At 71.0% G+C, this 24,715-nt stretch carries 24 protein-coding genes and 1 tRNA gene; 9 read left to right on the top strand and 16 right to left on the bottom strand.

What is annotated here, in order from left to right:
* Positions 1-194: 194 nt before the first annotated feature.
* The 4 genes from QJS33_RS00335 to QJS33_RS00320 all read left to right on the top strand — a co-directional run bounded on the left by QJS33_RS00335 (position 195) and on the right by QJS33_RS00320 (position 4,157).
* Positions 195-1,061 (top strand): LLM class F420-dependent oxidoreductase, encoded by an 867-nt coding sequence (locus QJS33_RS00335; RefSeq protein WP_306365764.1) that lies wholly within the window; start codon positions 195-197, stop codon positions 1,059-1,061.
* Between the two features lie 539 nt (positions 1,062-1,600).
* The gene (locus QJS33_RS00330) at positions 1,601-2,473 is read left to right on the top strand and encodes a DMT family transporter (protein WP_306365763.1); all 873 of its coding nucleotides are present in this window, start codon (positions 1,601-1,603) and stop codon (positions 2,471-2,473) included.
* 232 nt (positions 2,474-2,705) lie between these two features.
* Positions 2,706-3,272, top strand: a complete 567-nt coding sequence (locus QJS33_RS00325; protein ID WP_306365762.1) for a dihydrofolate reductase family protein — start codon at positions 2,706-2,708, stop codon at positions 3,270-3,272.
* 204 nt (positions 3,273-3,476) lie between these two features.
* Positions 3,477-4,157 carry a potassium channel family protein gene (locus tag QJS33_RS00320; RefSeq protein WP_306365761.1) on the top strand — a complete coding sequence of 227 codons (681 nt, stop codon included), beginning with the start codon at positions 3,477-3,479 and terminating at the stop codon, positions 4,155-4,157.
* A gap of 11 nt (positions 4,158-4,168) precedes the next feature.
* Here QJS33_RS00320 and QJS33_RS00315 read toward each other — a convergent pair whose 3' ends face one another.
* The 10 genes from QJS33_RS00315 to cysS form a co-directional block, all read right to left on the bottom strand.
* Positions 4,169-4,621 carry a CoA-binding protein gene (locus QJS33_RS00315; RefSeq protein ID WP_306365760.1) on the bottom strand — a complete coding sequence of 151 codons (453 nt, stop codon included), beginning with the start codon at positions 4,619-4,621 and terminating at the stop codon, positions 4,169-4,171.
* A gap of 323 nt (positions 4,622-4,944) precedes the next feature.
* The gene (locus QJS33_RS00310) at positions 4,945-5,463 is read right to left on the bottom strand and encodes a topology modulation protein (RefSeq protein WP_306365759.1); all 519 of its coding nucleotides are present in this window, start codon (positions 5,461-5,463) and stop codon (positions 4,945-4,947) included.
* 62 nt (positions 5,464-5,525) lie between these two features.
* Positions 5,526-6,194, bottom strand: a complete 669-nt coding sequence (locus QJS33_RS31320; RefSeq protein ID WP_372339553.1) for a transposase — start codon at positions 6,192-6,194, stop codon at positions 5,526-5,528.
* An 18-nt stretch (positions 6,195-6,212) separates the two neighbouring features.
* Positions 6,213-6,401 (bottom strand): hypothetical protein, encoded by a 189-nt coding sequence (locus QJS33_RS00305; RefSeq protein WP_306365758.1) that lies wholly within the window; start codon positions 6,399-6,401, stop codon positions 6,213-6,215.
* Positions 6,398-6,982 (bottom strand): transposase family protein, encoded by a 585-nt coding sequence (locus tag QJS33_RS00300; RefSeq protein ID WP_306365757.1) that lies wholly within the window; start codon positions 6,980-6,982, stop codon positions 6,398-6,400. Before QJS33_RS00300 ends, QJS33_RS00305 begins: the two co-directional genes overlap by 4 nt.
* A gap of 502 nt (positions 6,983-7,484) precedes the next feature.
* On the bottom strand, positions 7,485-8,063 hold the full coding sequence (locus tag QJS33_RS00295) for a hypothetical protein (RefSeq protein ID WP_306365756.1): 579 nt from the start codon (positions 8,061-8,063) through the stop codon (positions 7,485-7,487).
* A 538-nt stretch (positions 8,064-8,601) separates the two neighbouring features.
* On the bottom strand, positions 8,602-9,624 hold the full coding sequence (locus tag QJS33_RS00290; RefSeq protein WP_306365755.1) for a tyrosine-type recombinase/integrase: 1,023 nt from the start codon (positions 9,622-9,624) through the stop codon (positions 8,602-8,604).
* 78 nt (positions 9,625-9,702) lie between these two features.
* A tRNA-Thr gene (locus QJS33_RS00285) sits at positions 9,703-9,775 on the bottom strand.
* 119 nt (positions 9,776-9,894) lie between these two features.
* Entirely contained in the window at positions 9,895-10,875 is a 981-nt protein-coding gene (gene rlmB, locus QJS33_RS00280) for a 23S rRNA (guanosine(2251)-2'-O)-methyltransferase RlmB (protein ID WP_306365754.1), read from the bottom strand.
* A 217-nt stretch (positions 10,876-11,092) separates the two neighbouring features.
* A complete protein-coding gene (cysS, locus tag QJS33_RS00275) occupies positions 11,093-12,493 on the bottom strand; it encodes a cysteine--tRNA ligase (protein ID WP_306365753.1) in 1,401 nt (466 codons plus the stop codon).
* Between the two features lie 327 nt (positions 12,494-12,820).
* Between cysS and QJS33_RS00270 the strand changes: the two genes are divergently transcribed.
* Positions 12,821-14,791: a DUF2637 domain-containing protein gene (locus tag QJS33_RS00270; protein WP_306365752.1), complete on the top strand. Its 1,971-nt coding sequence runs from the start codon at positions 12,821-12,823 to the stop codon at positions 14,789-14,791.
* A gap of 6 nt (positions 14,792-14,797) precedes the next feature.
* Here the strand turns inward: QJS33_RS00270 and QJS33_RS00265 are convergent, their stop codons facing one another.
* The 4 genes from QJS33_RS00265 to phoU form a co-directional block, all read right to left on the bottom strand.
* The gene (locus QJS33_RS00265) at positions 14,798-15,799 is read right to left on the bottom strand and encodes an endonuclease/exonuclease/phosphatase family protein (protein WP_306365751.1); all 1,002 of its coding nucleotides are present in this window, start codon (positions 15,797-15,799) and stop codon (positions 14,798-14,800) included.
* Positions 15,800-15,936: 137 nt separating this feature from the next.
* Positions 15,937-16,416 carry a 2-C-methyl-D-erythritol 2,4-cyclodiphosphate synthase gene (gene ispF / locus QJS33_RS00260; protein WP_306365750.1) on the bottom strand — a complete coding sequence of 160 codons (480 nt, stop codon included), beginning with the start codon at positions 16,414-16,416 and terminating at the stop codon, positions 15,937-15,939.
* A 26-nt stretch (positions 16,417-16,442) separates the two neighbouring features.
* On the bottom strand, positions 16,443-16,925 hold the full coding sequence (locus QJS33_RS00255) for a CarD family transcriptional regulator (RefSeq protein ID WP_026129182.1): 483 nt from the start codon (positions 16,923-16,925) through the stop codon (positions 16,443-16,445).
* Between the two features lie 332 nt (positions 16,926-17,257).
* Positions 17,258-17,920 (bottom strand): phosphate signaling complex protein PhoU, encoded by a 663-nt coding sequence (phoU, locus tag QJS33_RS00250; protein WP_306365749.1) that lies wholly within the window; start codon positions 17,918-17,920, stop codon positions 17,258-17,260.
* Positions 17,921-18,044: 124 nt separating this feature from the next.
* On the opposite strand from phoU, the gene QJS33_RS00245 reads away from it, so the two are divergent.
* Both QJS33_RS00245 and QJS33_RS00240 read left to right on the top strand, forming a co-directional pair.
* Positions 18,045-19,238, top strand: a complete 1,194-nt coding sequence (locus tag QJS33_RS00245; protein ID WP_372339552.1) for a sensor histidine kinase — start codon at positions 18,045-18,047, stop codon at positions 19,236-19,238.
* Entirely contained in the window at positions 19,235-19,939 is a 705-nt protein-coding gene (locus tag QJS33_RS00240; RefSeq protein ID WP_220564603.1) for a response regulator transcription factor, read from the top strand. The genes QJS33_RS00245 and QJS33_RS00240 overlap by 4 nt, the downstream gene beginning before the upstream one ends.
* Before the next feature lie 268 nt (positions 19,940-20,207).
* On the opposite strand, the gene dtd is transcribed toward QJS33_RS00240, so the two are convergent.
* Together dtd and QJS33_RS00230 are read right to left on the bottom strand one after the other, a co-directional pair.
* Positions 20,208-20,633: a D-aminoacyl-tRNA deacylase gene (gene dtd, locus QJS33_RS00235; protein ID WP_306365748.1), complete on the bottom strand. Its 426-nt coding sequence runs from the start codon at positions 20,631-20,633 to the stop codon at positions 20,208-20,210.
* 37 nt (positions 20,634-20,670) lie between these two features.
* Complete coding sequence (locus tag QJS33_RS00230; RefSeq protein ID WP_306365747.1) at positions 20,671-22,521, bottom strand: DUF2207 domain-containing protein; 1,851 nt, start codon at positions 22,519-22,521, stop codon at positions 20,671-20,673.
* Positions 22,522-22,680: 159 nt separating this feature from the next.
* Between QJS33_RS00230 and QJS33_RS00225 the strand changes: the two genes are divergently transcribed.
* Both QJS33_RS00225 and QJS33_RS00220 read left to right on the top strand, forming a co-directional pair.
* Positions 22,681-23,550, top strand: coding sequence for a neutral zinc metallopeptidase (locus QJS33_RS00225; RefSeq protein ID WP_306365898.1), 870 nt, complete (start codon positions 22,681-22,683; stop codon positions 23,548-23,550).
* Between the two features lie 121 nt (positions 23,551-23,671).
* Positions 23,672-24,589 carry a neutral zinc metallopeptidase gene (locus QJS33_RS00220; RefSeq protein WP_306365897.1) on the top strand — a complete coding sequence of 306 codons (918 nt, stop codon included), beginning with the start codon at positions 23,672-23,674 and terminating at the stop codon, positions 24,587-24,589.
* Positions 24,590-24,715: the final 126 nt, after the last annotated feature.

The raw sequence follows: 24,715 nt of genomic DNA, 5'->3' as shown, positions 1-24,715 counted from the left end.
GACGGGCCTCCCCCGGCCGCGCCCGCTCGAACGCGCCGGGGACGCGGACCGGTCCGCCTCCCGGGCCGGTCCGCGTCCCCGGGGACCGCGGGTCGTCCACAGGTCCGGAAAGGTGCTGGCGTGAACCCGGTCCGGCGGCGAAACTGGGTTCTGGTCGGGGCTCCCGGCCGTATCCGCCACCCGTTGGAGGACACATGGAACTCGGGCTGCACATCGCCGACTTCACCTGGGACGGGGGTGTCCCCGAGCTCGGCCGCCGCCTGGCCGACACCGCCCGGCACGCCGAGGCGTCAGGGATCTCCCGGATCACCGTGATGGACCACTACTGGCAGCTGGGCGGCGCCATCGGGCCGCCCGAGAACGCCATGCTGGAGGCTTACACCACCCTCGGGTTCCTGGCCGCGCACACCGAGCGGGTGCTGCTGCACACCCTGGTCACCGGGGTCGTCTACCACCCGCCCGGGGTGCTGGCCAAGCAGATCAGCACCCTGGACACGCTCTCCGGCGGCCGCGCCGGGCTGGGAATCGGCGCCGCCTGGTACGAGGCAGAGGCACGCGGCCTGGGGCTGCCGTTCCCGCCGGTGTCCGAGCGGTTCGACCGGCTGGAGGAGACCCTGCTGATCTGTCTGGGGATGTGGAGCGGGAAGGAGGGCGCCTTCGAGAGCGAGCACCACCGCCTGGAGCGGATGCTCAACAACCCGCGCGGGCTGTCCGACCCGCACCCGTACCTGATGGTCGGCGGGATGGGCGAGAAGCGCACCCTGCGGCTGGTGGCGCAGTACGCGGACGCCTGCAACCTCTTCGGCGGCCCGGAGGTGCCGCACAAGCTCGACGTGCTCCGGCGCCACTGCGATGACGTGGGGCGCCCCTACGACGAGGTCGAGAAGACCGCGACGATCTCGGCCGATGTCGGCAGCGGCCGCGACGACCTGGTCAAGCGGCTGCTGGAGCTGCGCGGGGCGGGCATCACCGCGGTGTACGTGTTCGGGCAGGGGTTCCCCGACCCACGCGCGGCGGCGGACCTGGTGGCGTCGGCCCTGCCGGAGGTGGCCGACGCCTGAGACACCGCCCGCACGGAGCGGCCCCGGCGCCCCGGTGGAACCCGTCCGCGGCGCCCCGCACCACCGGCACCGCCCCCTGCGGGGCGGCCGGGGCCCCGCGTGCGACCGCACCGGGTAGGGTTCGCCGACGGCGGCCACCTCACCGAAGAGGTGCCCGCCGGCACCCCGGCCGCTTCCGCCGCACGGTCCGGGGGCACCGGACCGCGACGCCGCGCGATCTCCCGCGGCGCCACCGCGTTCGCCCCCGCCCCCGAGGCGAGGCGGGCCCGGGTGACCGGGACCTGTTCCACGCCGCCCACACCCCTGCCGCCTCCTCCCGTCCGGCCCTTCCCCACCGGGTGGGGGATCGACGACGACCACCGCTCCGGACACCGTGCGCCGGGGCGCGGAGAACGCGGCCCGACCCTGAACGGAGAAGGCCTCCGTGTCCGCGCCCACCCGCCCACCGGCCTCCGGGGCCCGAGGCCCCGCCGCGACCGAAGACCGGCGGGAACATCCCTTGGTATGACGACAGGGCCCCCTTCCGTACGGAAGGGTCCATGAGCATGAACTCCCTGGTGTGGCTCGGGGTGCTCCTGAGCGTCGGTTCGTGCACCTCCTATGCGGCGGCCGCGGTGGCGCAGTGGCGACTGGCGGTCCTGGTCCCCGAACCGCTCACCGGTCGGCGCCCCCTCGCCGCCCTGCTGTCCCGGCCCCTGTGGTGGGCCTCGATCCTCCTCAACGGCGGCCGCGCCGTCTTCCAGGTGGGCGCCCTGACCTTCGCCCCGCTCACCGTGGTGCAGCCCCTGGGCGTCCTGACCCTGGTCATGGCGATCCCCTGGGCGACCCGCCTCGGCGGTAGGAGGCTGACCGCCCGCGAACGCCTCGGGGCGCTGCTGGCCGTCGTCTCCGTCGCGGCGCTCCTGGCCCTGGCCGTGACCGACGGCCACAGCGAACCCCTGACCGCCGCGGAGGGCCTCACCGTCACCGTCGGCACCCTGGCCCTGCTCATCGCGGGCGCCTGGGCGGCGGGACGGTGCCCGGCCACGTGGCGCAGCCACCTGCTGGCCGCGGTGGCCGGCATCGCCTTCGGCGTCTCCTCGGCCCTGGCCAAGACGACCATCACGGTCGTCGGCACCGACGGCGGCGCCGCGCTCCTGCATCCGGCGAGCGCGGGCACCGCCGTCATCGCGGTCTTCGGCCTCTTCCTGGCCCAGGCCGCCTACCAGGGCATGGAACTCGGTGCACCGCTGGGTGTGACGACGGTCGCCAACCCGGTCGCGGCGTCCGTCGTCGGCATCGCCTTCATGGGCGAGTCCTTCCTCGGCGGTCCCCTCGGCCTCATCCCGGCGGTGCTGGCCGCCGGCCTGTGCGCCTACGGCATCTCCCTGCTCACCGCCCGCCTGCCCGCCCCCGCCCCGCACCTCGACTGAGCGGTCCGCACGTTCGTGCGCGGGCCGGGCTCACCCCGGCGACGGCCGGGGCGGCCCTGACCGACGCGGAGCCACGGGCATCGGCCACAGCACCGACACCGGGGGACGGCGGCGCGAGGGAACATCCGTCCCCGGCGAAAAAAATCCCGGGAGAATTCCGGCGCGGTGTCGATCCCCGCGGATGCCGCTCGACGAGAGGGTGTAGGTGCGAACAGGAAACAAGGAGCACACCATGCGCACGCTGATCGTCACTGCCTTCGTCTCCCTCGACGGCGTCATGGAGGCCCCGGGCGGAGAGCCCGGCTACCGCAACACCGGCTGGACCTTCAAGGCCGTCGAGTTCGACGAGGCCGCCTACGAGATCAAGGGCCGCGAGCAGGACGAGGCGGGCGCCCTGCTGATCGGCCGCCGCAGCTACGAGGCCTTCGCCCCGGTGTGGCCGACGATGACCGAGGAGTTCGCGGGCTACAACGCCATGCCCCGCTACGTGGTCTCCACCACCCTCACCGAGCAGGACGAGCGCTGGCCCGCCACCATCCTGCGCTCCCTCGACGACGTGGCCGCGCTCAAGGAGACCGAGGGCGGGCCGATCATCGTCAACGGCAGCTCCACCCTGGCCCAGGGCCTCGCCGACGCGGGCCTGGTCGACCGCTACCACCTGTTGGTCTTCCCGCTGCTCCTGGGCGCGGGCAAGCGGCTGTTCAGCGACACCGACAAGGACCTGACCAAGCTGAAGCTCGTGGAGCACGAGGTGTACTCCAACGGTGTGCAGAAGCAGGTGTTCGACGTGGTCCGCTGACCCCGGTCCGGGGCGGCGGGCACGGCCGGACATCCGGCCGCACCCGCCGCCCGGTGTGCGGCACCGGCCGACCGTTGGCGTATCCTCCCATGTCAGCGGGGTCGATCTTGCGAGTTTCGCCCCGAATGCCGGTGGCCCACCGCCGCGTACTCCGCGCGCACCGGCAGCCCTCGGCCCAACTCCCGGACGCAGATCGGTGCCTCCATGGCGGAACAGGACACGTCACCCCAGCCCCTCGAACACGACGCCCGCGTGAACCGGTGGGAGCGCAGGGCGGAGGTCCCGATGCTGCTGCTGGCCGCGGCCTTCCTCGTGGCCTACGCGTGGCCGGTCATCGACCCCGGGCTGGAACCGGACCTGTACAACGTCCTCCAGGCCCTCTCCTGGACGATCTGGCTCGCCTTCACGCTCGATTTCGCCATCCGGATCTACCTGAGCGACCACCGCGTGGCGTACGCCCTGCGCAACTGGTACGACGTGATCCTGGTCCTGATCCCCATGTTCCGGACACTGCGCCTGCTGCGCCTGTTCTCGCTCGTGCGCCTGCTGAACCGCTCCACGATCGGCCACTCGGTGATCGAGAAGACCTCCGTCTACGTCACCGGCGCGGCGGTCCTCATGATCTTCCTGAGCGCGGTGACCGTGCTCGACGCGGAGCGGGACGCCCCCGGCGCGAACATCACCGGGTTCGGGGACGCCCTGTGGTGGTCGATCGTGACGGCCGCGACGGTCGGGTACGGGGACCTCTACCCCGTCACCCTGGAGGGACGGCTGGTGGCCGTGCTGCTGATGATCATGGGCGTCGGCCTGATGGGCGTGGTGACGGCGGCGGTCGCCTCATGGTTCCTGAAGGGCGTCGCGCACTCCCCCGAGTCCGCCCGGTAGGAGTCCTCCGGTCAGGCGCCGCGCTTGCCCCACTCGATGGCGGGGCAGGTGTCCATCACCATCGGCACACCGGCCTCCGCCGTCCGGCGGAACGCCTCCCGGTCGACGACCCCGAGCTGGAACCACACCCCCCGGGCACCGATCGCCACGGCCTGGTCGGCGAACTCCCCGGCCGCTTCGGACCGGCGGAAGACGTCCACCACGTCGATGCCGCCGACGGCGTCGGCCGCCTCGGCGAGCGTCGCGTAGGCCTTCTCGCCCAGGACCTCCTCACCCGCGGCCGCCGCCCCGGGGTGGATCGGGACGATCCGCTTGCCCTTCGCCTGGAGCACCCGGGCGACCCCGTGGGCGGGGCGCCGCGGATCGGCCGACAGGCCGACGACGGCCCAGGTCCCGGTGTCGTCGAGGAGGTGGTCGATGGTCTTCTGGTCCAGCCACGGCTCGGTCATGTCGGTGGACAACATCCCCGCCGCCCCACCGATTCCCGCACCGGGCGGGGCGTCCGCCCCGGCCGCTCCGCGGGGGCGCCATCACGGCCGACGAGCCGTCCTCCGGCTAGCGGGTGGAGAACGAAGGAGTCAACGCGCGGCCTCAGCGGTCCGGCGGCCAGGTCGCGCGGGCCCCGGCCGAGGCGGCGCAGGCCATGAGCGGTAACTCTCCAAGCGGGCAGGGGTCTCGACCTTGTCGGGCACCACTGTTTCCGCGTATCCAGGAACTGCTCTGCCAAAGAACTGTTCCATGATGGATCTGCCCGGATCCAGCCGGGGCAGGTGCACCTCCTGTTCGGTCAGCCTCTGCTGTCCGCTGCACGGATGATCTCGTCGACCAGCAGATCGGCTGCGCGACGCGAGCGGACGATGTGCACGTCCGCGTGGGTCGCGTGTTCGGTGATGAGCCTGCGGACCCGCGGCCCCATGGTCCGGCGGAAAGTCCACACGTACTTGATGAAGCCCCAGTTGACGCGGTCGTAGACACCGGTCGCGTCGTTCTGGCCCCCGCCGTACCTGAGCCGTCGTTGGGCGATACCGGCCAAGCAGGTGAACGGGGAGAGATCCAGGAAGATCACCGTCGTGGCGCGCCGCAACCGGATCGGCAGGGTGGCGGCGTAGTTGCCGTCGATCACCCAACGGTCCCGGGCCACCAGCTCCTCCTGGAGAGCGGCGAATTTCTCCTTGGGCAGCGCGTTCCATTCATCGTCGTAGTACACGGCGTCCAGGTGCGTCACCGGAGCATGCAGGGCTTCCGCCAGGCGGCGGCCGATGGTGGTCTTGCCGCTGCCTCCGCAGCCGATGATCGCGATCCTCATGGGCCCTGACGCTACTCCAGGCGAAGTCGTGGCGAACTTCGACCGCGTGGTGACCAGCGGTTTCATGCTCTTGCCAAAGGTGTCCGGGTGTTCCCCGGACCAGGTGAGATACGTTCCTCGCCCGCGTCGACATATGCAACCGAATGGTGGAGTCGAACAGGGCGTGCAGGTCGCCGCGGACACGGGCCGAGCGCACCTGGACAGGATGGTGTCCCATCGAGTGGTGTGACTTTTCCGGCCCTGTTCCCACGGATGCGCGTCAGCGGTGTCGGGCGGATCGGTGCGCCGCCGCCTCCGGCGGCTTCTTCATCCCGGTCAGCGGGCCCCCGGTACGCGCTGGCCCGCCCGGCTTCGGCCGACCATCGCGATGACCCGCAAGGACGCACCCGCGCGAAAATCACACCACTCCCGGGGACGTGACCCTGGACAGTGGCCGGAAGCAGCTGAGTCGTGTCCTGGCCGGAGCTATCGAAATCCGCCGACATGGCATGGAGCCGGGCCAGTTCGGCCTCCAGCTCGGCGATACGCTTGTTGGCCGCGGCCAACTCGGTCTTCTCGGTGCTGGTCAGGCCGGGTGCCAGGCCTTGGTCGATGCGGTCCTGGCGTCGCCAGGCGTAGACCGTCTCGGTGCTGATGCCCAGATCGCGTGCCACATCCGCGACGCTGCGCCCGGACCGGACCAGGTCCAGCACTTTGCGGCGGAACTCGGCGGGATATCCACGACGTCCCACGATGCCCTCCTTCAAGGGTCACGTGGCCCCAGGATCCAGAAAACCGACTCCGAAGAACGCAGGACACACCATGCGGCTCACGCGCAGGCGGTGTGCCACGACGGTGGGCGGGATCTGGCGGGCGAACAGGTCCGCGGCCTTCAGGCGCACGAGTTCGCGTTGATGGCGTTGGGCGGCGGTGAAGCCGCCGCCGTGTGCGTACCTCATGTGTCCCGCGATACCGCCGGGAAGGTCAAAGCGGCCAGGAACGAAAGGTCGGGATTTCGTAACTTCACCACTTCAGCGTCAGTGGCATGGTCCAGCACCTCGACCACCTGGTCCTGGACGGCCCCGCCCTCGGGGGCGGGGCGGCGGGCGGCCCGCATCGTTTTGCCGTCCGCGCTCACCACCCGCGTGATCTGCGCCGGTGCCGGTGCCGGGGTGGGGGCGGGGGCGGTGGTGGTCGGTTCGGCCCACCGGCACAGGGCTTCGTCCAGAGCGAGTGGATCGATGCCGTTGAGCACGCGGCGGAACGTCGCCGCCGACGGGGCGGAGCGCGCCGGCCCGAACCCGGCTTTGAGGTCGGGGTCCAGGTCGGCTGCGATCTCGGCGAAGCCGATCGCGCCGCAGGTCACGGCCGGCAGTGCCAGGCCGAGCACGACCGGCAGGGGGAACCGTACGCCTCGGGGTTGGCGGGGGTCGGCCACCGGGGCGAACGCTTGGAGCAGGTCGTCGACCTGTCCGCGCAGGACCTTGCGTGCCGCTGCGGGGTGGTCGGGCAGGGCCAGGGTAGGGGAGACCGGGGGCACGGGCGCGGTACCTCGGCGAGTGGTGACGGAAGCGTAGAGAACTCCCATCATCACAGGTCACGGGGCCGCGCCCGCCTTCATGCGCTGTTGTGGGTCCGCGGTGCATCGATCATGGGGCCATGCCCTGCCGGGCGGAGCAGCGGCCCGAAGATCAACTTTGAAACCGCCCTGGCTGGGACACCGACCCCTTCTCCCATTTGACCTGACATCAGCGAAGCCGAATCTCACCGAAAAAGTGTCCGCCGACAGCTTCTTGGATAAAAATGAATGAGAACGAATAACAGCGCGAAGAAGGCGGAGTGGAGCAGACGGAGGCACTGATACAGCACTCTTCCGGGACCGCCCAAATCGAGTTTCGCGAGCGCTTGTAGAAACAGCAAATGAGGGCAAGTATGACAAAATTCCAAGTTGCCACTCGCGCCACCTTGAGCCGCCCCGCGGGCGTCAAAAAATCTCATCACTCGATCAAAATTTCCCAAGATCATCGATTTACCAATCGCCCTCACATTTCATCGAAAACCATTCTTCCCAGCGGAGGACGCGGACAGCCGCGACAAATCTGACCCTCCACATTCAACCGATACAGGTATTCACTCATAGTCATCGAATGTTCATCCCACCACTCGCCACGATCCGACCGAGAAACCACGGGCCAAGATTCAGCCGGACCATCAACAGCCCAAAAATAATCCCACCCGTTCGCATCCATACCCCACCGCAGCAGCCCCGGCACAGAAGGATAGAAAACCAACGGTGGTGACACGGAAATCAGCGGGCGATTGTCGACATCAACAATCCTGTTAATCCTTTTAATCGCTTTCTCACTCAAAGGTCGATCCCGAATGATCGCTTCGAGGTCCGCCGTAGCCTCCAACGGCCCCGATTGACCACGAGTTCCACCTCTCGGAGTGAAAACAAAGAATTCCCCCCAAGAGAAATGAAAATACCGAGACAGCAAGCGCTTATAATCTTTCGGCAGTTTAATGCCAACGCCCTCCTCAACCGACCCCCAATCTATCGGCTCCTTATCGAAGACGCGACTCGGGCCAACCAGAGAGGTGATTCGATCAACAAAATCCATCAATACGACTCCATCAATTTTCCGGACGCAACTTTTCGTCGGGGACAAGAATTTCCCGTGGCTCAAGACGCGCGCAAAACACCGTAAACCAAACAGGATCACAAGAGAAGCACAGGAAGACACTCAAGCGATCCAGTTGCGCAAGCGAGACAAGCCATTCGCCAAAAAGACACACAGAGTGACGATGAAATAACTTTGAGAAGGCGAGCCTCCACCAACGAGGACCGGCCGGTGTTAGGCCACCCGGCGTCGACCGGGAGATGCCACCCGAACCGGTCTGGGAGAAGTGGATCCATCTCCCACGTGAGTGGCTGACCGTGACCACACCACAAGATCAGTGCCAGAACTCCACAACACCGACGTAGCCCGGCAGGCCTACAGTCGCGATTCTCGTCTGACTTCCTGCATTACGGGGCCTCGGCATCCGAAGCATGGGCTGAAATGAACGGGTCGGACGCTACAAGGCGCACGGGAGCGGCAACCCGCCGAGGTGGGCCCGTGGTGAGGGCTCGGAGCCCTCACCACGGGCGGTGGGTCATCAGGCGCCCATGACGCGGTCGTAGTTGCGGGCCGCGCGGGAGGCGGCCGCGGAGCGGCCGTAGTGGCGGAGCATCTGGCGGGAGTCCCAGCCGTTCAGCTCCATCAGGTCGCCCTCCTCGCCGCCGCGATCGAGGTAGCGGTGGGAGAAGTCGTGGCGCCAGCGGTGCGGGTAGACGTCGTCCACGCCCGCCCGGCGGGCCCGGCGGCGCACCATCTGGTAGATGCCCGACTCCGTCAGCGGGCCGCCCTTCTGCGACAGCCAGAAGTGCGGCAGGTGCGCGTCCGGCTGCTTGGTGCGCCAGCGCAGGTACCTGTCCAGGGTGCGGGCGGTGGGGTGGGTGAACTTCACGTAGCGGGTCTTGCCCCCCTTGCCGGTGACGACGGCCCTGCGGTCGGCGATGGAGACGTCGCCCACGCGCAGCCTGGCGATCTCCTGGCGGCGCAGGCCGGTGTCCTTGAGCAGTTGCAGGATGGCGCTGTCACGGAGCTTGCAGACGTCCACGCGCTTGGCCGCGCAGCGGTCGGTCCCCTTGGGCATCTTCAGGATGCGGTCGACGTCGCCTTCGTAGAAAACCGGCACAGGCTTGGGCGCGATCTTCGGCGGGCGCATCTTGGCCATGGGGTTGGGGATCTCCTCCTCCGCGGAGAGCCACCGGAAGAACTGCTGGAGGCAGCGGTACTGGTTGTTGACGTAGGAGTCGGTGTGCTGGCGGTGCCGCAGCCGCACCAGCCAGGAGCGCAGGTGCACCCGGCCGACCAGTTCCCAGTCCCGTACCGACTCGAAGGTCACCAGGTCGGCGCTGGTGTCATCGGCGGTGTCGAAGCGACGGTCGGTGTCAGTGGGCTGACCGCCGGTCAGCAGGTGCTCGGCCGCGAACCAGGAGGCGGCCTGCGAGTAAAGCGTGATGGTCTTGCGACTCCTGCCCTCGGCCCGCAGGTAGAGGACGAAGGAGTCGATGTGCGGCTTCAGCGGTCCGGCGGCCAGGTTGCGCGGTCCTCGGCGGAGGTAGCGAATAGCCATAAGCGGTGGCTCTCCAAGCGGTCACACACGTGCAGTGATGTGTTCCGCCTGGAGATGTCCCAGGTCAGACCATGTGAGAGCCGGCGAGGGGACTTGAACCCCTAACCTGCCGCTTACAAGGCGGCTGCTCTGCCAATTGAGCTACGCCGGCGGGGCGTCGGGCTCCGAGGGGAGCCGCGTCCACCCGAATGGTACCGGGTGAGGCGCGTTTCGGCCTACTCGGAAAAGCCCGCCCCCGGTCCCGTTGCGGGGGACCGGGGGCGGAGGGGATCAGGAGTCCCGCTGCTCGGCACGCAGGCGGGCGACCTCGTAGAGGGACACCCCGGCGGCGACGGAGGCGTTGAGCGACTCGGCGTTGCGGATCGGGATGCTCGCGATCACGTCGCAGGATTCGCGCACCAGGCGGGACAGGCCCTTGCCCTCGGAGCCCACCACCACGACCAGCGGGCCGGTGGCCAGGTCCAGGCCCGGGATGGCGGCGTCGCCGTCGGCGTCGAGGCCGACGACGAACAGGCCCGCCTTCTTGAAGGCCTCCAGGGCCCGGGTGAGGTTGGTGGCCTGCGCGATCGGGAGCCGGGCCAGGGTGCCCGCCGAGGTCTTCCACACGGTGGTGGTGACACCGGCGGAGCGGCGCTCGGGGATGAGCAGGCCGTCGGCGCCGAACGCGGCCGCGGAGCGGGCGATCGCGCCCAGGTTGTGCGGGTCGGTCACACCGTCGAGGGCGACGATGAGCGGCGGCCCGTCCGCGCCCAGGGCGCGTTCGAGCAGGTCCTCCGGCACCAGGTAGCGGTAGGGCCGCGCCTGGAGGGCCATGCCCTGGTGGACGGCGCCCGGCTGGCCGTTGCTGTCGCAGCGCCGGTCGAGCTCGGCGCGGGTGACCTCCAGCACCTCCACGCCCTGTTCGCCGGCGAGGCGGGCGGCCTCGTTGACGCGGTCGTCGGAGTCGAGGCTGTTGGAGAGGAAGAGGCGGCTGGCGGGCATGCCCGCGCGCAGCGCCTCCAGCACGGGGTTGCGGCCCACGAGCAGGTCGGAGTCGACCCGGCGGCGCTCGGGCTCGCCCGAACGGGCCGGTCGCGGAGCGGCGCCGGAGGCCTCCACCTCCTTGGCCCGGCGGATCGCCTTGGAGCGCTGCTTGCCGTCGTACCAGTGCCGCTGCTCGGCGGGCAGGGTGCCCTTCTTGCCCTCCAGGGACCGGCGGCCCTTGCCTCCGCTGCCCTTGGTGGGGCCCTTCTTGCTCTTCTTCGCCGGCATGGTCGCCGTCCCTCCGCTACGTATCGCGAGCATGCCGGAAGCGTTCTCCGGCCGTTGGGGTGCCGCGTCGCCGATGGCGGCGGCAAACCCCCAGGGTACCGCCGAGGCGGTACCGCACGTGTTGTCCACAGCCCCCGCACACCCGTGGCGGCAGACGGCGGGGCGGCCTACCGTGGAGATCGGGGGGCCGCCCCGCCCCTGTCCGTGTGCGCTGCCCTCAGCCCCGCCGCAGGTCCCAGCGCGGACCCTGCGGGGTGTCCTCCACCACCACACCCGCGGCGGAGAGCCCGTCGCGGATGGCGTCGGCGGCCGCGTAGTCCTTGCGGCCGCGGGCGGCCTGGCGCTGTTCGAGGGCGACGGCCACGAGCGCGTCGACGACCTCGCGCAGCCCCTGGTCGCCGGAGGACCACTGCCCGCTCAGCGGGTCCAGGCCCAGCACGTCGAGCATGGCGCGCAGTTCCCCGGCGAGTTCGGCGGCCTTCTCCTTGGCGCCCTGGGCCAGGGCGGTGTTGCCCTCGCGGACGTGCCCGTGCACGACGGCGAGCCCCTGGGAGACGCCCAGGTCGTCGTCGAGCGCGGCGGCGAACTCGGCGGGCACCCGCTCGGCCCGGACGACCTCGCCCAGCACCTCGACGGCGCGGGTGAGGAAGCCCTCGATGCGCTGGTAGGCGACCGCGGCCTCCTGGAGCGCCTCGTCGGAGTAGTCGATGGTGGAGCGGTAGTGCGCCTGGCCGAGGTAGTAGCGCAGTTCGACGGCGCGCACCTTCTCCAGCATCTGCGGGATGCGCATCGAGTTGCCCAGCGACTTGGACATCTTCTCGCCGCCGATCTTGAGCAGCCCGTTGTGCAGCCAGTACTGCGCGAAGGCGTCACCGGCGGCGCGGGACTGGGCCATCTCGTTCTCGTGGTGCGGGAAGACCAGGTCCAGGCCGCCGCCGTGGATGTCGAAGGCGGGGCCGAGGTACTTGGTGGCCATCGCCGAGCACTCCAGGTGCCAGCCCGGGCGGCCGCGCCCCCACGGGGTGGGCCAGGTGGGCTCGCCCGGCTTGGCGCCCTTCCACAGGGCGAAGTCGCGGGGGTCGCGCTTGTCCCGGTCGGGGTCGGAGTCGGCGGCGGGCTGCACCTGCTCCAGCCGCTGGTTGGACAGGTCCCCGTAGGGCGGGAAGGAGCGCACGTCGAAGTAGACGTCCCCGGAGCCGTCGTCGGCGACGTAGGCGTGTCCGGCGTCGATGAGCCGCTCCATGAGCTCGACCATCTCGGGCACGTGGCCGGTGGCGCGCGGCTCGACGGTGGGCGGCAGGCAGCCCAGCACGTCGTAGGCGTGGGCGAAGGCGCGCTGGTTGCGCTCGGCGACCTGCCACCAGGGCACGCCCTCGTCGGCGGCGACCCTGATGATCTTGTCGTCGATGTCGGTGACGTTGCGGCAGAAGGTGACCTCGTAGCCCTTGTGGGTCAGCCAGCGGCGCAGGATGTCGAAGTTCAACCCGGACCGGATGTGACCGATGTGGGGCGGCGCCTGCACCGTGGCACCACACAGGTACAGGGAGGCGTGTCCCTCGCGCAGGGGGACGAAGTCGCGGACCTGTCGGGCACTGGTGTCATAGAAGCGCAGACTCACGTTGTCAAGCGTATCGTCTTTCCCTTCGCACCGGCGTCACAAACCGGGACCCCCCATGGAGGTGACACGGGGCGGCGAGTGGGTCCCGGTACCCGGGATTTCCTCATCGGACGTCCCGAAGCACCCAAATATGGAGAACCGTATTCGGTCACCTGATGTGTGAGATAGCCCGGAACAATGCGTCGTGATCACGGAACGGCAGGTCACGAGATGCTGCATATTCCGACATAACACCACGGAACGCCGCTGGTGCCCGCGGTCGCGAAGCCACCGGAATCGGACGGAATCTCGTGTTAACGGCATCTCCTCGACTACGCTGCGAAGGCGATGGCCCCTTACAACGATTCCCCCGGCGCAGGAACACGCAACGGCAGCCCCACGGGTCGCGGCGCGGGAGCCGGCGCTCTCGCCGGCGGCGCCCTGTTCGTCGGGCTGATCGGCCTGTGCGCCCTCCTGATCTCCTATAACGGTGTCTTCCGGCTCGCCGAATACGGTCACCCGCGCGGCGGCCTGCTCGTCCACGTGTTCCCGGTGACGTACACGCTGCTGCTGCTCATGGCGTGCTGGACCAGCTACCTGCTGCGTGACGCGCCGCCGCGCCGCCGCGCCTGGGTGGACCTGGTGCTGATCCCGCTGCTGGTGCTGTTCGCCGGGGCGGTCATGGTGCTCAACAACCTGGGGCTGATCGAGTCGATCCCGCAGCGGGTCGCCAACGTCATCGTGGCGGTGGCCCCGCTGGTGGCGCTGCTGGTCGCCCTGCTGCTGTGGATGGCGGCCCGCGCCCACCTGCGGCGCAAACGCCGCACCGGCGGCCCCCTGCCCGAACCGTCGGACGACCGCACGACGGTGCTGCCCGCCCGCGCGGTGGTGTACGACGAGGAGCCGCCGACCGCCGAGGACGACGGACGCTCGCTGGAGGAGCGCCTGATGGGCCTGGGGCTGGGCCCCTCGGCGACCCCTCCCGCGGAGCCGGAGGAGGCCGGTCGCCCCGACGCGGACGGGCCCGAGCCCGTCGCCGCCCCGGAGCCCGCCGCCGCGCGGAGCGAGGAGGCGGCCCCCGAGCCTGAGGACCCGGAACCGGAGGTCTCGGTGCCGACCCTGCCGCTGCCGCGCCGCGGTAGCGGTGGGGGCAACCCCATCAAGGAGGCCGCCGAGAACCCGCCGCTGGTCCCGATCGCCTCCGAGCCCGAACCCGAGTCGGAGCCCGAGCCCGCACCGGTGCGGGCGCCCGTGTCGACGGGCCCCGCGGACGAGGGCTTCGAGCACGACCCGCTGCCCGGTGACCCGGTCACCGACGAGGCGGAGGCGCCCGGGACCGCACCGGTCCCGGAGCCCGCCGTCGCCGGGGCGCCCGCGCAGGACGGCGTCCCGGAGGCCGTGGAGGAGGAGGCCCCGGAGGAGGAACCCCGGGAGGAGACCCCGGAGGAGGAGCCCGCGGACACGCCCGCCTTCGGCGTCAGCTGGGAGCCGCCGGAGGACGACGAGGACACCTGGACCCGCGCCGAATACGTTCCGCCGGTCTGGACGCCCCCGGAGGAGGACGCCCCGGAGGAGCCGGAGGAGGTGCCCGCACCCGCGCTGGACCACGACACCGGTCCCGCCGTCCGCGCGGCCTTCCGCATTCCGGACGACCCGATGGCCGATTCCCGCTCCGTGCTGTCGGACGACCTCTCCGACGACCGCCCGGTCTGGTCCCCGCCTGCCGCCGACCCGCGCCCGGCGGACACCGGCCACGGTGTCCCGGCCGCCACCGCACCGTCCGCCGCCGACGACGACCTGTGGCCCGTCACGCCTCGGATCCGCGTCTCGGCGACGGGGCCGACGACCGCCGAGCAGGCCGGGGACGACGACCCGCACCCCCCGACCGCCGAACCCGTGGACACGGCCGAAGCCACCCCCGCGGGCGAGGACGAACCCCTGTGGCCCGCGCCCTCCCGTACCGCCCGGGCCGGTGCGCGGAGCGCGTCCGATGCTCCGGCGGCCGAGGACCCGCACACGCCCGAGGACCCCGACGACCGGGTGCCCGCGACCTCCCCGGCGGCCCCCGCGCCCGAGTCCGGCTCCGGCCGGACCCGGCAGTCCGGGCCCGGCGCACCCGCCGTACCGCCCGGCGCGGCCCGTCCGCGGGAGGACGACACCGACGACGACGCCGAGCGCACCACCGAACCCCTGCGCCGCCGACCCGAGCTGGAGAAGCGGCCCATGGTCCTCAAGCCCCCGCGGCCGCCGATGCCCGACTTCGCCTCCGGCCCGCCCTCCCGGCGGGTGCGCAGCGAACCCCTGCGCCCCGACGAGTGACCGGCCTCAGAGCCGGAGCCGGGCGGCGACCGGTACGTGGTCGCTGCCCGTCCGCGGCAGCGACCACGCCTGCGCGGCGGTCGTCCCGCGCGTGAGGATGTGGTCGATCCGCACCATCGGGAAGTCGGCGGGCCAGCTGAAGCCGAGCCCCTCCCCCGCCTCGTGCGCCGAGTCCATCCGCGACGTGAGCGGTTCCAGCCCCCGGTCGTCCGTGCTCGCGTTCAGGTCGCCCATGAGCACCACCCGCTCCAGGGGCTCCCGGGAGACCGCCTCCCCCAGCGCGCTCACACCGGCGTTGCGGCGCTCCACGTCGAAGCCGGAGGAGCCCATCCGCACCGACGCCAGGTGCACCACGTACACCGCGAACACGCCCCCCGGCCCGTCCACCTCCGCGCGCAGCGCCCGGGCCCACCCCATCCCGGTGTCCACCGGCTCGGCGCCGACGATGGGGTGGCGGCTCCACAGGCCGACGGTGCCCTCGCGCACGGAGTACGGCAGAGACCCGGTGAGTTCCGCGTCGTAGTCCTCCCACTGCTCCCAGGTGACCTCTTCCAGAGCCACCAGGTCGGGGGCGGCGGACAGCAGCACCCCGCTCACGGACCCGGTGTCGGTGGTGGCGGCGTTCACGTTGTGGGTGACCACCGTCAGGTTGGGTTCGACCCCGGGGTCGGGGGTGATCAACGGCTTCCCGGGTCCCGACAGCCAAACGGCGAGCAGGAGCAGGGCCGCCGGACCGGCGGGGATCGAGCGCCGTACGAGCGCCGCGGCCGCGGCGACGGGGACCAGCAGCACGCTCCAGGGCAGCACGGTCTCCCAGAGTCCGCCCAGGTGCGCCGGGGTGTCGGGGACCAGTGCGGGAACGGCGACCGCGAGGGCGACCAGCGCCGTGAGCACCGCGACGACCGCTCCGCGCCGCCAGGGCGCCCACCGGTCGGGCGGCGTCGCACGCCGCCCGGGCTCCGGTGCCTCGGGCCGGACGGCCGGAACGACCTCGTTGACGTCCGTCATGTTCCCCCTTGAACCTTTTATGACACTTGGACAACACATGTCCGGCTCAGGAGGGTAGCGGCAGGGATGTTGCGGCGGTGTGAAGAAGAACGCCCCGCGGCCGGGGGCCGCGGGGCGTTGACGGGCTGTTCGGGAGGTCAGTCCACGGGAACGCACAGGGCGGTGGCGATGGCCGCGATGCCCTCGCCGCGCCCGGTGAGGCCCAGTCCGTCGGTGGTGGTGGCCGACACCGTCACCGGCGCCCCGACGATCTCCGTCAGCGTTTTCTCGGCCTCCGCGCGCCGGGGCGCGAACTTGGGCCGGTTGCTGACGATCTGCACCGCGATGTTGCCGACCTCGAAACCGGCCGCGCGCACGCGGGCGACCGTCTCGGCGAGCAGCACGGCGCCCGAGGCGCCCTTCCACCGGGGTTCCGAGGTGCCGAAGTTGGACCCCAGGTCGCCCAGGCCGCACGCGGAGAACAATGCATCACATGCGGCGTGCGCGGCGACATCACCATCGGAATGACCACTGACGCCTTCCTCTCCCGGCCATTCCAAACCGGCGAGAAAAAGGGTGCGTCCAGGAGAAAACGGATGGACGTCGGTGCCGACGCCCACCCGAGGAATTTTCGTCATGAATTATGTGATTCCGCGACCGTGCTTCAGTTCGTGAGAACCTCGTCGAGGAGGGCTTCGGCCTTGTCCTCGTTGGTCTTTTCCGCGAGGGCGAGCTCGCTGACGAGAATCTGGCGCGCCTTGGCGAGCATCCGCTTCTCACCGGCGGAGAGACCGCGCTCCTTGTCCCGGCGCCACAGGTCGCGCACGACCTCGGCGACCTTGTTGACATCGCCGGAGGCGAGCTTCTCCAGGTTGGCCTTGTAGCGCCTCGACCAGTTGGTGGGCTCTTCGGTGTGCGGTGCACGCAGCACCTCGAAGACCTTGTCCAGGCCCTCCTGCCCCACCACGTCACGAACGCCGACATCCTCGGCGTTCGCGGCCGGCACGCGCACCGTCAGATCGCCCTTGTCGACCCTCAGAACGAGGTAGGTTCTGTCCTCGCCCTTAATGGTGCGAGTCTCGATCGCTTCAATACGAGCAGCCCCATGATGGGGGTAGACAACAGTGTCGCCGACCTTGAAAGCCATGTGACAGGTACCCCTTCCGCTACCACAAGGATACCATGAATCTGTGACTTAACGTACCTATTAGGTTTGCGAACACGCAGGTCAAGCCCCACTTTTTAGGGCTTGACAAAGTCTACCCGACCGGTCAAGAGAGTCCGATCCGTGCAGGTCCGGGAGGCCCGACGGCCCTTTACCGGAAGGGTTCGACGACCCTCGCGCGGGGGTGCGCGAAGCCGGCTCCGCGCACCGCCGGAGCAGCCGGGAAGAGATTCGTATCACCATGCCGGGGCCGCACGCGCCCCCGAGACCGGCTCCCCCCGGACCCGGGTCCCGCGGGCGGCGCACACCCCGGCTCAGCTCTCCGGCTCGTAGTCCTCGCGTCGCTCCCCCGTCACCATGTAGACGAGGTTGTCCGCGACGTGCACCGCGTGGTCACCGAAACGCTCGTAGAACCGCCCCACCAGGGTGACGTCCATGGTGGCCTCCACCCCGTACTCCCAGCCGGGGGTGAGGATGCGCTGGAGGAGCTTGCGGCGCAGCCGGTCCATCCGGTCGTCGTCCTCGTCCAGCTCCAGCGCGGTGTCGGGGTCGCGGTGCCGGATGACCTCCCCGGCCTTGGTCACCAGCATCTCCGCCTGGTGGCCCATCTCCAGGACGATGGAGCGGACCGGCTCGGGGATCGCCGAGTCGGGGTGGCGGCGGCGGGCGATCTTGGCCAGGTGGACGGCGTGGTCGCCCATCCGCTCCAGGTCTCCGCGCATGTACAGCGAGGTGATGATCGTCCTCAGGTCGGAGGCGACCGGCTGCTGCCGGGCCATCAGACTGAACGCGGTCTCCTCGACCTCCTGGTCGAGTCGGTTGATCTTCTCGTCACCGGAGATGACCTCTTGGGCCGCGTCCAGGTCACTGTCCAGCAGGGCCGTGGTGGCCCTGGCGATGGCGTGTCTGGCCAGGCGGGTCATCTCGATGAGGCGCTCGCTCAGGCTGTCGAGGTCCTCGTGGTACGTATCGCGCATGGTGTCAATGCTCCCAGTGGTTTCCTGAAGAGTCGGACAAGAGTCGGTGAACGCTGGAAGAACCTAGACCATGACACAGGCCCTGACCGGGTAAAGGTCCAGTCCGCACGTTTACGATCGAAACGTGCAAGGGGAACTTCTCGCCGCTCTGACCGGCATCATCGGACTCGTCGCGGGCGTCGTCGTGGGCGTCCTCGCGGGCTCGTTCTTTCGCGCCGGCGCCACCGAGCGACCGCTGCCCGCTCCGCCGCGCAACGACGGCACCACGCTGCCGCCGGGCATCGCCGAGGTCCTCTCCGCGCTCCCTTCCTCCGCCGTGGTCCTGGACTCCGCCGACCGGGTGCTGCGCGCCTCCTCGGCCGCTCGGGCCTTCGGTATCGTCCGAGGTGAGGAGCTGGTCATCGACGAGCTGCTCTCCCTCGCCCGCCGCGTGCGGCGCGACGGCGTCATCCGGGAGACCGAGATCGAGGTGGCCGTGCGCAAGTTCGGCCCCGACGCGACGTCCTTCGCCGTGCGGGTGGCGCCGTTGGGCGGCACCGGGCTGGTGCTGGTGCTGGCCGAGGACCAGACCGAGCACCGGAGGGTGGAGGCGGTGCGCCGGGATTTCGTGGCGAACATCTCCCACGAACTGAAAACGCCGGTCGGTGCGTTGTCACTCTTGGCCGAAACCGTACAGGACGCCAGTGACGACCCCGAGGCCGTGCGCAGGTTCACCGACCGCATGCAGACGGAGGCGTCGCGGCTGACCGCGCTCATCCAGGACCTCATCACGCTCTCGCGCATCCAGGGCGCGGAGCCGATGGCCGAGCCCACCCGGGTGGACCTGGGCGGCGTGGTGGAGGAGGCCCTGGACGCGGTGCGCATGCCCGCCGACGCCAAGGGCATCGAACTGGTGGGCAGCGGAGCCGAGGGCATCACCGTCCTGGGCGACGAGGGGCTGCTGGGCACGGCGCTGCGCAACCTGATCACGAACGCCGTCTCGTACAGCCCCAAGAACACCCGGGTCGCCGTGTCGGTCGCGCTGACGCGTTCCACCGTGGACATCAGCGTCGCCGACCAGGGGATCGGCATCCCCCAGCAGGACCTGGAAAGGATCTTCGAGCGGTTCTATCGTGTGGACGCCGCTCGGAGCCGGGCCACCGGAGGTACCGGACTGGGCCTGGCGATCGTCAAGCACATCATGACCCACCATCGTGGAGAAGTGACCGTGTGGAGCAAGGAGGGGTCGGGGTCGACGTTCACTCTGCGTCTGCCCAGACCCGACGACCGGGGGCTGGACGCCACCCGGAACACCGACCGTCAGGAGGCGGCACAGTGACTCGTGTACTCGTGGTCGAGGACGAGGAGTCCTACAGCGACGCCCTGTCCTACATGCTGCGCAAGGAGGGCTTCGAGGTCGCCGTGGCCCCCACCGGGACCGTGGCCCTGGAGACCTTCGACCGCACCGGCGCCGACCTGGTCCTGCTGGACCTGATGCTGCCGGGACTGTCGGGCACCGAGGTGTGCCGGAGCCTGCGGCAGAAGTCCAGCGTTCCGGTGATCATGCTGACCGCCAAGGACTCCGAGATCGACAAGGTCGTCGGTCTGGAGCTGGGCGCCGACGACTACGTGACCAAGCCCTTCTCCTCCCGGGAGCTGGTGGCCCGCATCCGCGCGGTGCTGCGTCGCCGGGGCGGGGAGGTCATCGACGAGCCCGGGCTGCCCACGGCACTGGAGGCGGGTCCGGTCCGGATGGACGTGGACCGCCACGTGGTGACCGTGCGCGGCGACAACGTGCAGCTTCCCCTCAAGGAGTTCGAGCTCCTGGAGGTGCTGCTGCGCAACGCCGGTCGGGTGCTGACCCGGATGCAGCTCATCGACCGCGTGTGGGGTGCCGACTACGTCGGCGACACCAAGACCCTCGACGTGCACGTCAAGCGGCTGCGCGCCAAGATCGAGGACGACCCCGGCAGCCCCAAGTACATCGTCACGGTGCGCGGGCTGGGCTACAAGTTCGAGCCGGTCACCGCCGACGTCTGATCCCCGTCCCTCTCCCCGAACGGACCACCGCCCCCTCACGTCCCGGTTCCGGGCCTTCCAGCCCGGTGGCCGGGACGTGCCGTTTCCGGCCCCCTGGGCCCGGCAGGCCACCGCGGTCGTCCGGACGTCCGCTCCTCGCGCAGGCCGCACGGGCGCACGTCCGCGTCGGCGATCCGCGGCGCGGCGTCCGGGGTGTTCGTGTCCGCGATGAGGCCGGTGAGGCAGGCCGTCCACCGGTGCGGAACGGGCGGCCGTTCTCGGCGGCGGGTCAGACCTCCAGGAGGACGGTGAAGGGGCCCTCGTTGGTCAGGCCCACCGACATGCGGGCGCCGAAAACCCCGGTGGCGACCGTGGCGCCCAGTCCGCGCAGCTCCTCGACCACGGCGTCCACCAGGGGTTCGGCGACCGGGCCGGGCGCGGCCGCCTGCCAGGTGGGACGGCGGCCCTTGCGGGCGTCGCCGTAGAGCGTGAACTGGCTGACGACCAGCAGCGGCGCGTCGACGTCGGAGCACGACCGCTCGTCCTCCAGGATGCGCAGCGTCCACAGTTTGCGGGCGAGCCTGGCGGCGTCGGCCTCCGTGTCGGTGTGGGTCACCCCCACCAGGGCCATCAGGCCGGGTTCGGTGATCTCCCCGACCACCTCGCCGTCCACCGTCACCGACGCGTGCGAAACCCGCTGCACGACCGAGCGCATGGGCCGCTCCCCCTTTGCTTTCCCGACTGTGGAGTCCCTACCGGCGTTCGGAACGCTGGAGCTGGTTGAGCACCCGCAGCCTGCGGGTGTTGGTGATGATGCCGGTCAGGGACACCACGAACGCGCTGATGGAGTCCGAGAAGTCCCCGATCCGCCACTCGCGCGGACCGGTGTACCAGGCCAGGCCGTCACCGGTCAGCTCCTCCGGGGTGAGGTCGCTCAGGGCGGCCTCGGCCAGGATGTCCGACCAGCGGTCGACGTCGTCGAAGATGACGGCGTAGGGCAGGTAGCGCGAGTAGAGCTCGACGCGCTGGCCGGGCGGGGCCGTCTGCGCGCGCGGGCTGAGCAGGTAGCGCCGGAAGCCCATGGTGTGGGCGTACACCGAACTGCCCAGCTTGGTCTTGGCCGGCATGTACTGGGCCCCGGCGGTGATGGCGGCCCCGGCGATGACCACCGCCAGGCCGGTGAAGGCCGCGGTGGTGAACACGGCCAGCACCACCGTGAGGATCACACCGACCGTGGTGACCGCCATCCCGACGGTGCTCCACAGGGTGCGCACCCGGCTGGGCGAGCGGGCGAACCACTTGAGCCGCACCATGTCGCGGTACAGCTCCTCGCGGACCCGGTCGATGCGCGCCGGGAAGTCGGCGGAGGCCCGGGGCGAGCCGAGTTCGGACAGTTTCACCGTGGGGCGGTCCCCGAACAGGGCGTCCAACAGCAGCCATTCCGAGGCCAGCAGGGTCTCCCCGGGCGGGCCGTCCAGGCGTACCAGCCGCCAGTCCACGGAGGTGAAGTGCTCGTGCGGCTGCTCCTCCAACCGGATGTAGCCGCGCACCGCCAGGTCCAGAACGGTGGCGGTGAGGTCGGCGATGTCCACCCGCTCGTCGATCAGCGTGCCGATCTGGCCGGGGTGGACGTCGTCGGGCGGGGCGAACCGCACCCGGCCGTGCTCCTCGGTGACGGGGGCGTGGTCGCCCGCCGCGGCCTCCTTGCGCAGGGCGCGCTCGTCCCGGCCGCGGACCCGGATGAGCACGGCCAGGCCGCCGACGAGGACGACCAGCAGCACCCCGAACACGCTCGCGGTGGCGGGTGTGACCTTGAAGGCCGAGGCCAGCGACCAGCGGCGGGTGAGGATGGGTTCGCCCTCGGCGGTGCCGGGCGGGTAGTTGACGACGATGTCCAGGCGGTCGGCGGGCTCCATGTCGGCCTGGAGGAAGTGCGCGAGCGCGGACTCGGGCCCCATGTCGGAGGCGGTGCAGTACATGGCGCTGCGCGGCTCGCCCGCCAGGCAGGACAGCGCCTCGGGCGGCAGCGGGGCGGTGACGGTGACGTCGGTGGCCTCGACGGTGTGGCTGTAGGCGCCGACGGCGCGCCACTCCATCTGCACGCCCCCGGACACCTCGCTGACGGTCCCACCGACCCGGTAGGTGAGGACGACCTCGTCCAGGCCGCGGGTGGGGATCTCGACCACGAGCGCGCCGTCGCGGTGTTCCGTGACGGCGTCGAGCGCCCGCCCGTCGGGGCCGGTGACCTTCACCCCGTTGACGTCGAACCGGCGGTCGTGCTCGGTGTCGTAGAGCATCGTCTCGGTGAGGCCGCGCACGAACACGTCGGGGGCCCTGCCCTCGAAGGCGATGGTCTCCTCGGCGTGCAGGACGCCCAGTGCGTCCAGCTCCAGTTCCACGGTGTTGGTGATCAGTGGGTCGTCGGCGCTCCGGTGCCCGATGACGCTCGGACCGGCGGCCGGTACTGTGGTGGCCGGTGTCGCCACCGTCGCGGCGGGGGCCGCGTCCACCGCCCCCGCGGCGGGCGCCGCCGGCAACGAGGAGAACACGAACAGGGCCGTCGCAGCCGCGACGGCCTGGCGCCAGGAGCCGACCCACCACATGATGCGAGAGCCTATCCGGTCCACCCGGCCCGCGATGTACCCGGGCGGTCCGCGCACGAACCCCGCGCACCGGCGGATCCGGGGCGCGGAAGGGCTCGGCCGGTGAGAGGCGGACCCCCGGTCGGGGACTGGTCGGAGCGGCCCGGGTTCTTCCAGCGGATGGGGCTCGGTGTGTCGCTCACCCTGGGCACCGGGCTGGCGGCGGTCGCCCTGACCGGGTTCCTGGCCATCTCCGCGATGCTGCCGGGCACGGACGCCGCCTGGTCGCACCCGGTGGCCCCGGGGGGACCGGTGGCCGACGCGGGCGACGCGAGGCCGGCCACGGGGGCGTCGGCGCTCACCGACAATCCGCTCTATCTGGCCGGGGAGCTGGGCGAGGTCACCTGCGAGGCCCCCGCGCTGGACGAGGAGGACCCGGAGTCGGTGGAGGACTTCGCGCACGCCATCGCCGACTGCCTGGACCGGGCCTGGGGCTTCTACTTCGCGGACGCCGGGATGGAGTTCACCGCGCCCAACCGGGTGTACTGGTACACCGAGGGGCACAGCCCCTGCGGGGCGTTCCCGACGGGGAACACGGCGGCGTTCTACTGCCAGGCCAACCAGGGCCTCTACCTGGGGGTGGAGGACATCGTGGCGGCGTCGGCGGGCAGTGACCGGCCGGAGGCGTACACGTTCATCATCAGCCACGAGTACGGGCACCACGTGCAGGGGCAGTCGCGGATCCTGGCGGAGTTCCACTCGGCCCGCGCGGGGGTGCCGCAGACCACGGCCGACGAGCTGACCCGCCGCAACGAGCTCCAGGCCAACTGCCTGGGCGGGGTGTTCTTCGGTTCGGCCGAGGAGCACCTGGGGTTCGGCCCGCGGGGCCGGGAGAACATCCTCGACGACGTCGTCCGGCGTTCGGACCGGGGGCTGGGGCACACGCACGGCAGCGGGGAGAACGGGCGGCTATGGACCGCGCACGGTATGGACCGGGTGGATCCGGGTGCGTGCAACACGTGGGAGGCACCCGAGGAGCTGGTGCGGTGAAGGCGGCGGTGCGCGGGCCGGGCCGGGCCGCGCGGTGAGAACGGGACGGTCGGCGGTGCCGGGTTCGGGTGAGGTGTCCGCGGCGGAACGGGCGCGGCGCGCCGACCGCCGTGTTTTCACCATGGTCACCGGTCTGCTGGTGATCCTGCTGGCGCTCACCCTGCTGTCGTGGACGACCGTCGAGGAGTCCGGCGGCGGTGCGGCGGACGTGTCCGGCGCCCCGGCCGTCGGCTCCGACTCCGGGGCCGGGTGGGGGCCCTCCGGGGGCGACCGTTCCGGGCCGCTGCCGGGCGCCGTGGAGGCGCCGGAGCGGCCCACGGGGCACACGGCGCTGGTGGCCAATCCGCTGTACGACACGGGGCGGCTGAGCCCGCGCCCGTGCCCGGCGCCGGAGCTGGCGGCGGACGACCCGGAGTCGATGGGGGCGTTCCTGAACTCCGTCGCGGACTGCCTGGACGACGCCTGGGAGACCCAGTTCGCCCGGGCGGGCATCCCGTTCACGCCGCCGCGCCGGGTGTTCTGGGAGGAGCCCGGGGTGAGCCCCTGCCGGAGCTACCCGTCGCAGGCGGGGGCCTTCTACTGCCGGGCGAGCGCGAGCATCTACATCGGGGTCGCCGACGTGGTGGACAAGTGGAACGGGGCGGGCGACGGTGTCGTGTACGCCTCGCTGCTGGCGCACGAGTACGGGCACCACGTGCAGGGCGAGTCGGGGCTGCTGGAGTACTACCACGAACAGCGGGGCCTGGAGCGGGGCGACCTGGCGCGCAACGGCTGGACGCGGCGCAGCGAGTTGCAGGCGAACTGCCTGGCCGGGGCGTTCCTGGGGTCGGTGCGGGTGGGCTACCCGCTGACCGGGGACGACCTGGACACCCTGCTCGCCGACGCGCAGGCGACCGCCGACCGGGAGGGCGGCCCGGAGAGCGAGCGCACGCACGGTTCGGCGGAGAACAGCGTGCACTGGACGCTCGCCGGCTGGGAGGAGCAGACCCCGGGGGCCTGCAACACCTGGGCCGTCGACGACCCCTCCCTGGTCGACTGACCGGTCGGGCGGAGCGGGCCGGGTCGGCCGCCTCCGGGGGCGGCCGGGGGCGGCGGTGCCGGCCGCGGCTCCGGGCGGCGGGGCGGGATCCCCGGGTTGTCCACAGGGTGGGGATCGGCGCTGCCG

Origin of the sequence: Nocardiopsis sp. CC223A, from assembly GCF_030766825.1 — a bacterium.
Lineage (GTDB): Bacteria > Actinomycetota > Actinomycetes > Streptosporangiales > Streptosporangiaceae > Nocardiopsis.
The sequence above is the reverse complement of the archived record's forward strand: the minus strand, read 5'-3'. Positions and strand labels throughout refer to the sequence as shown.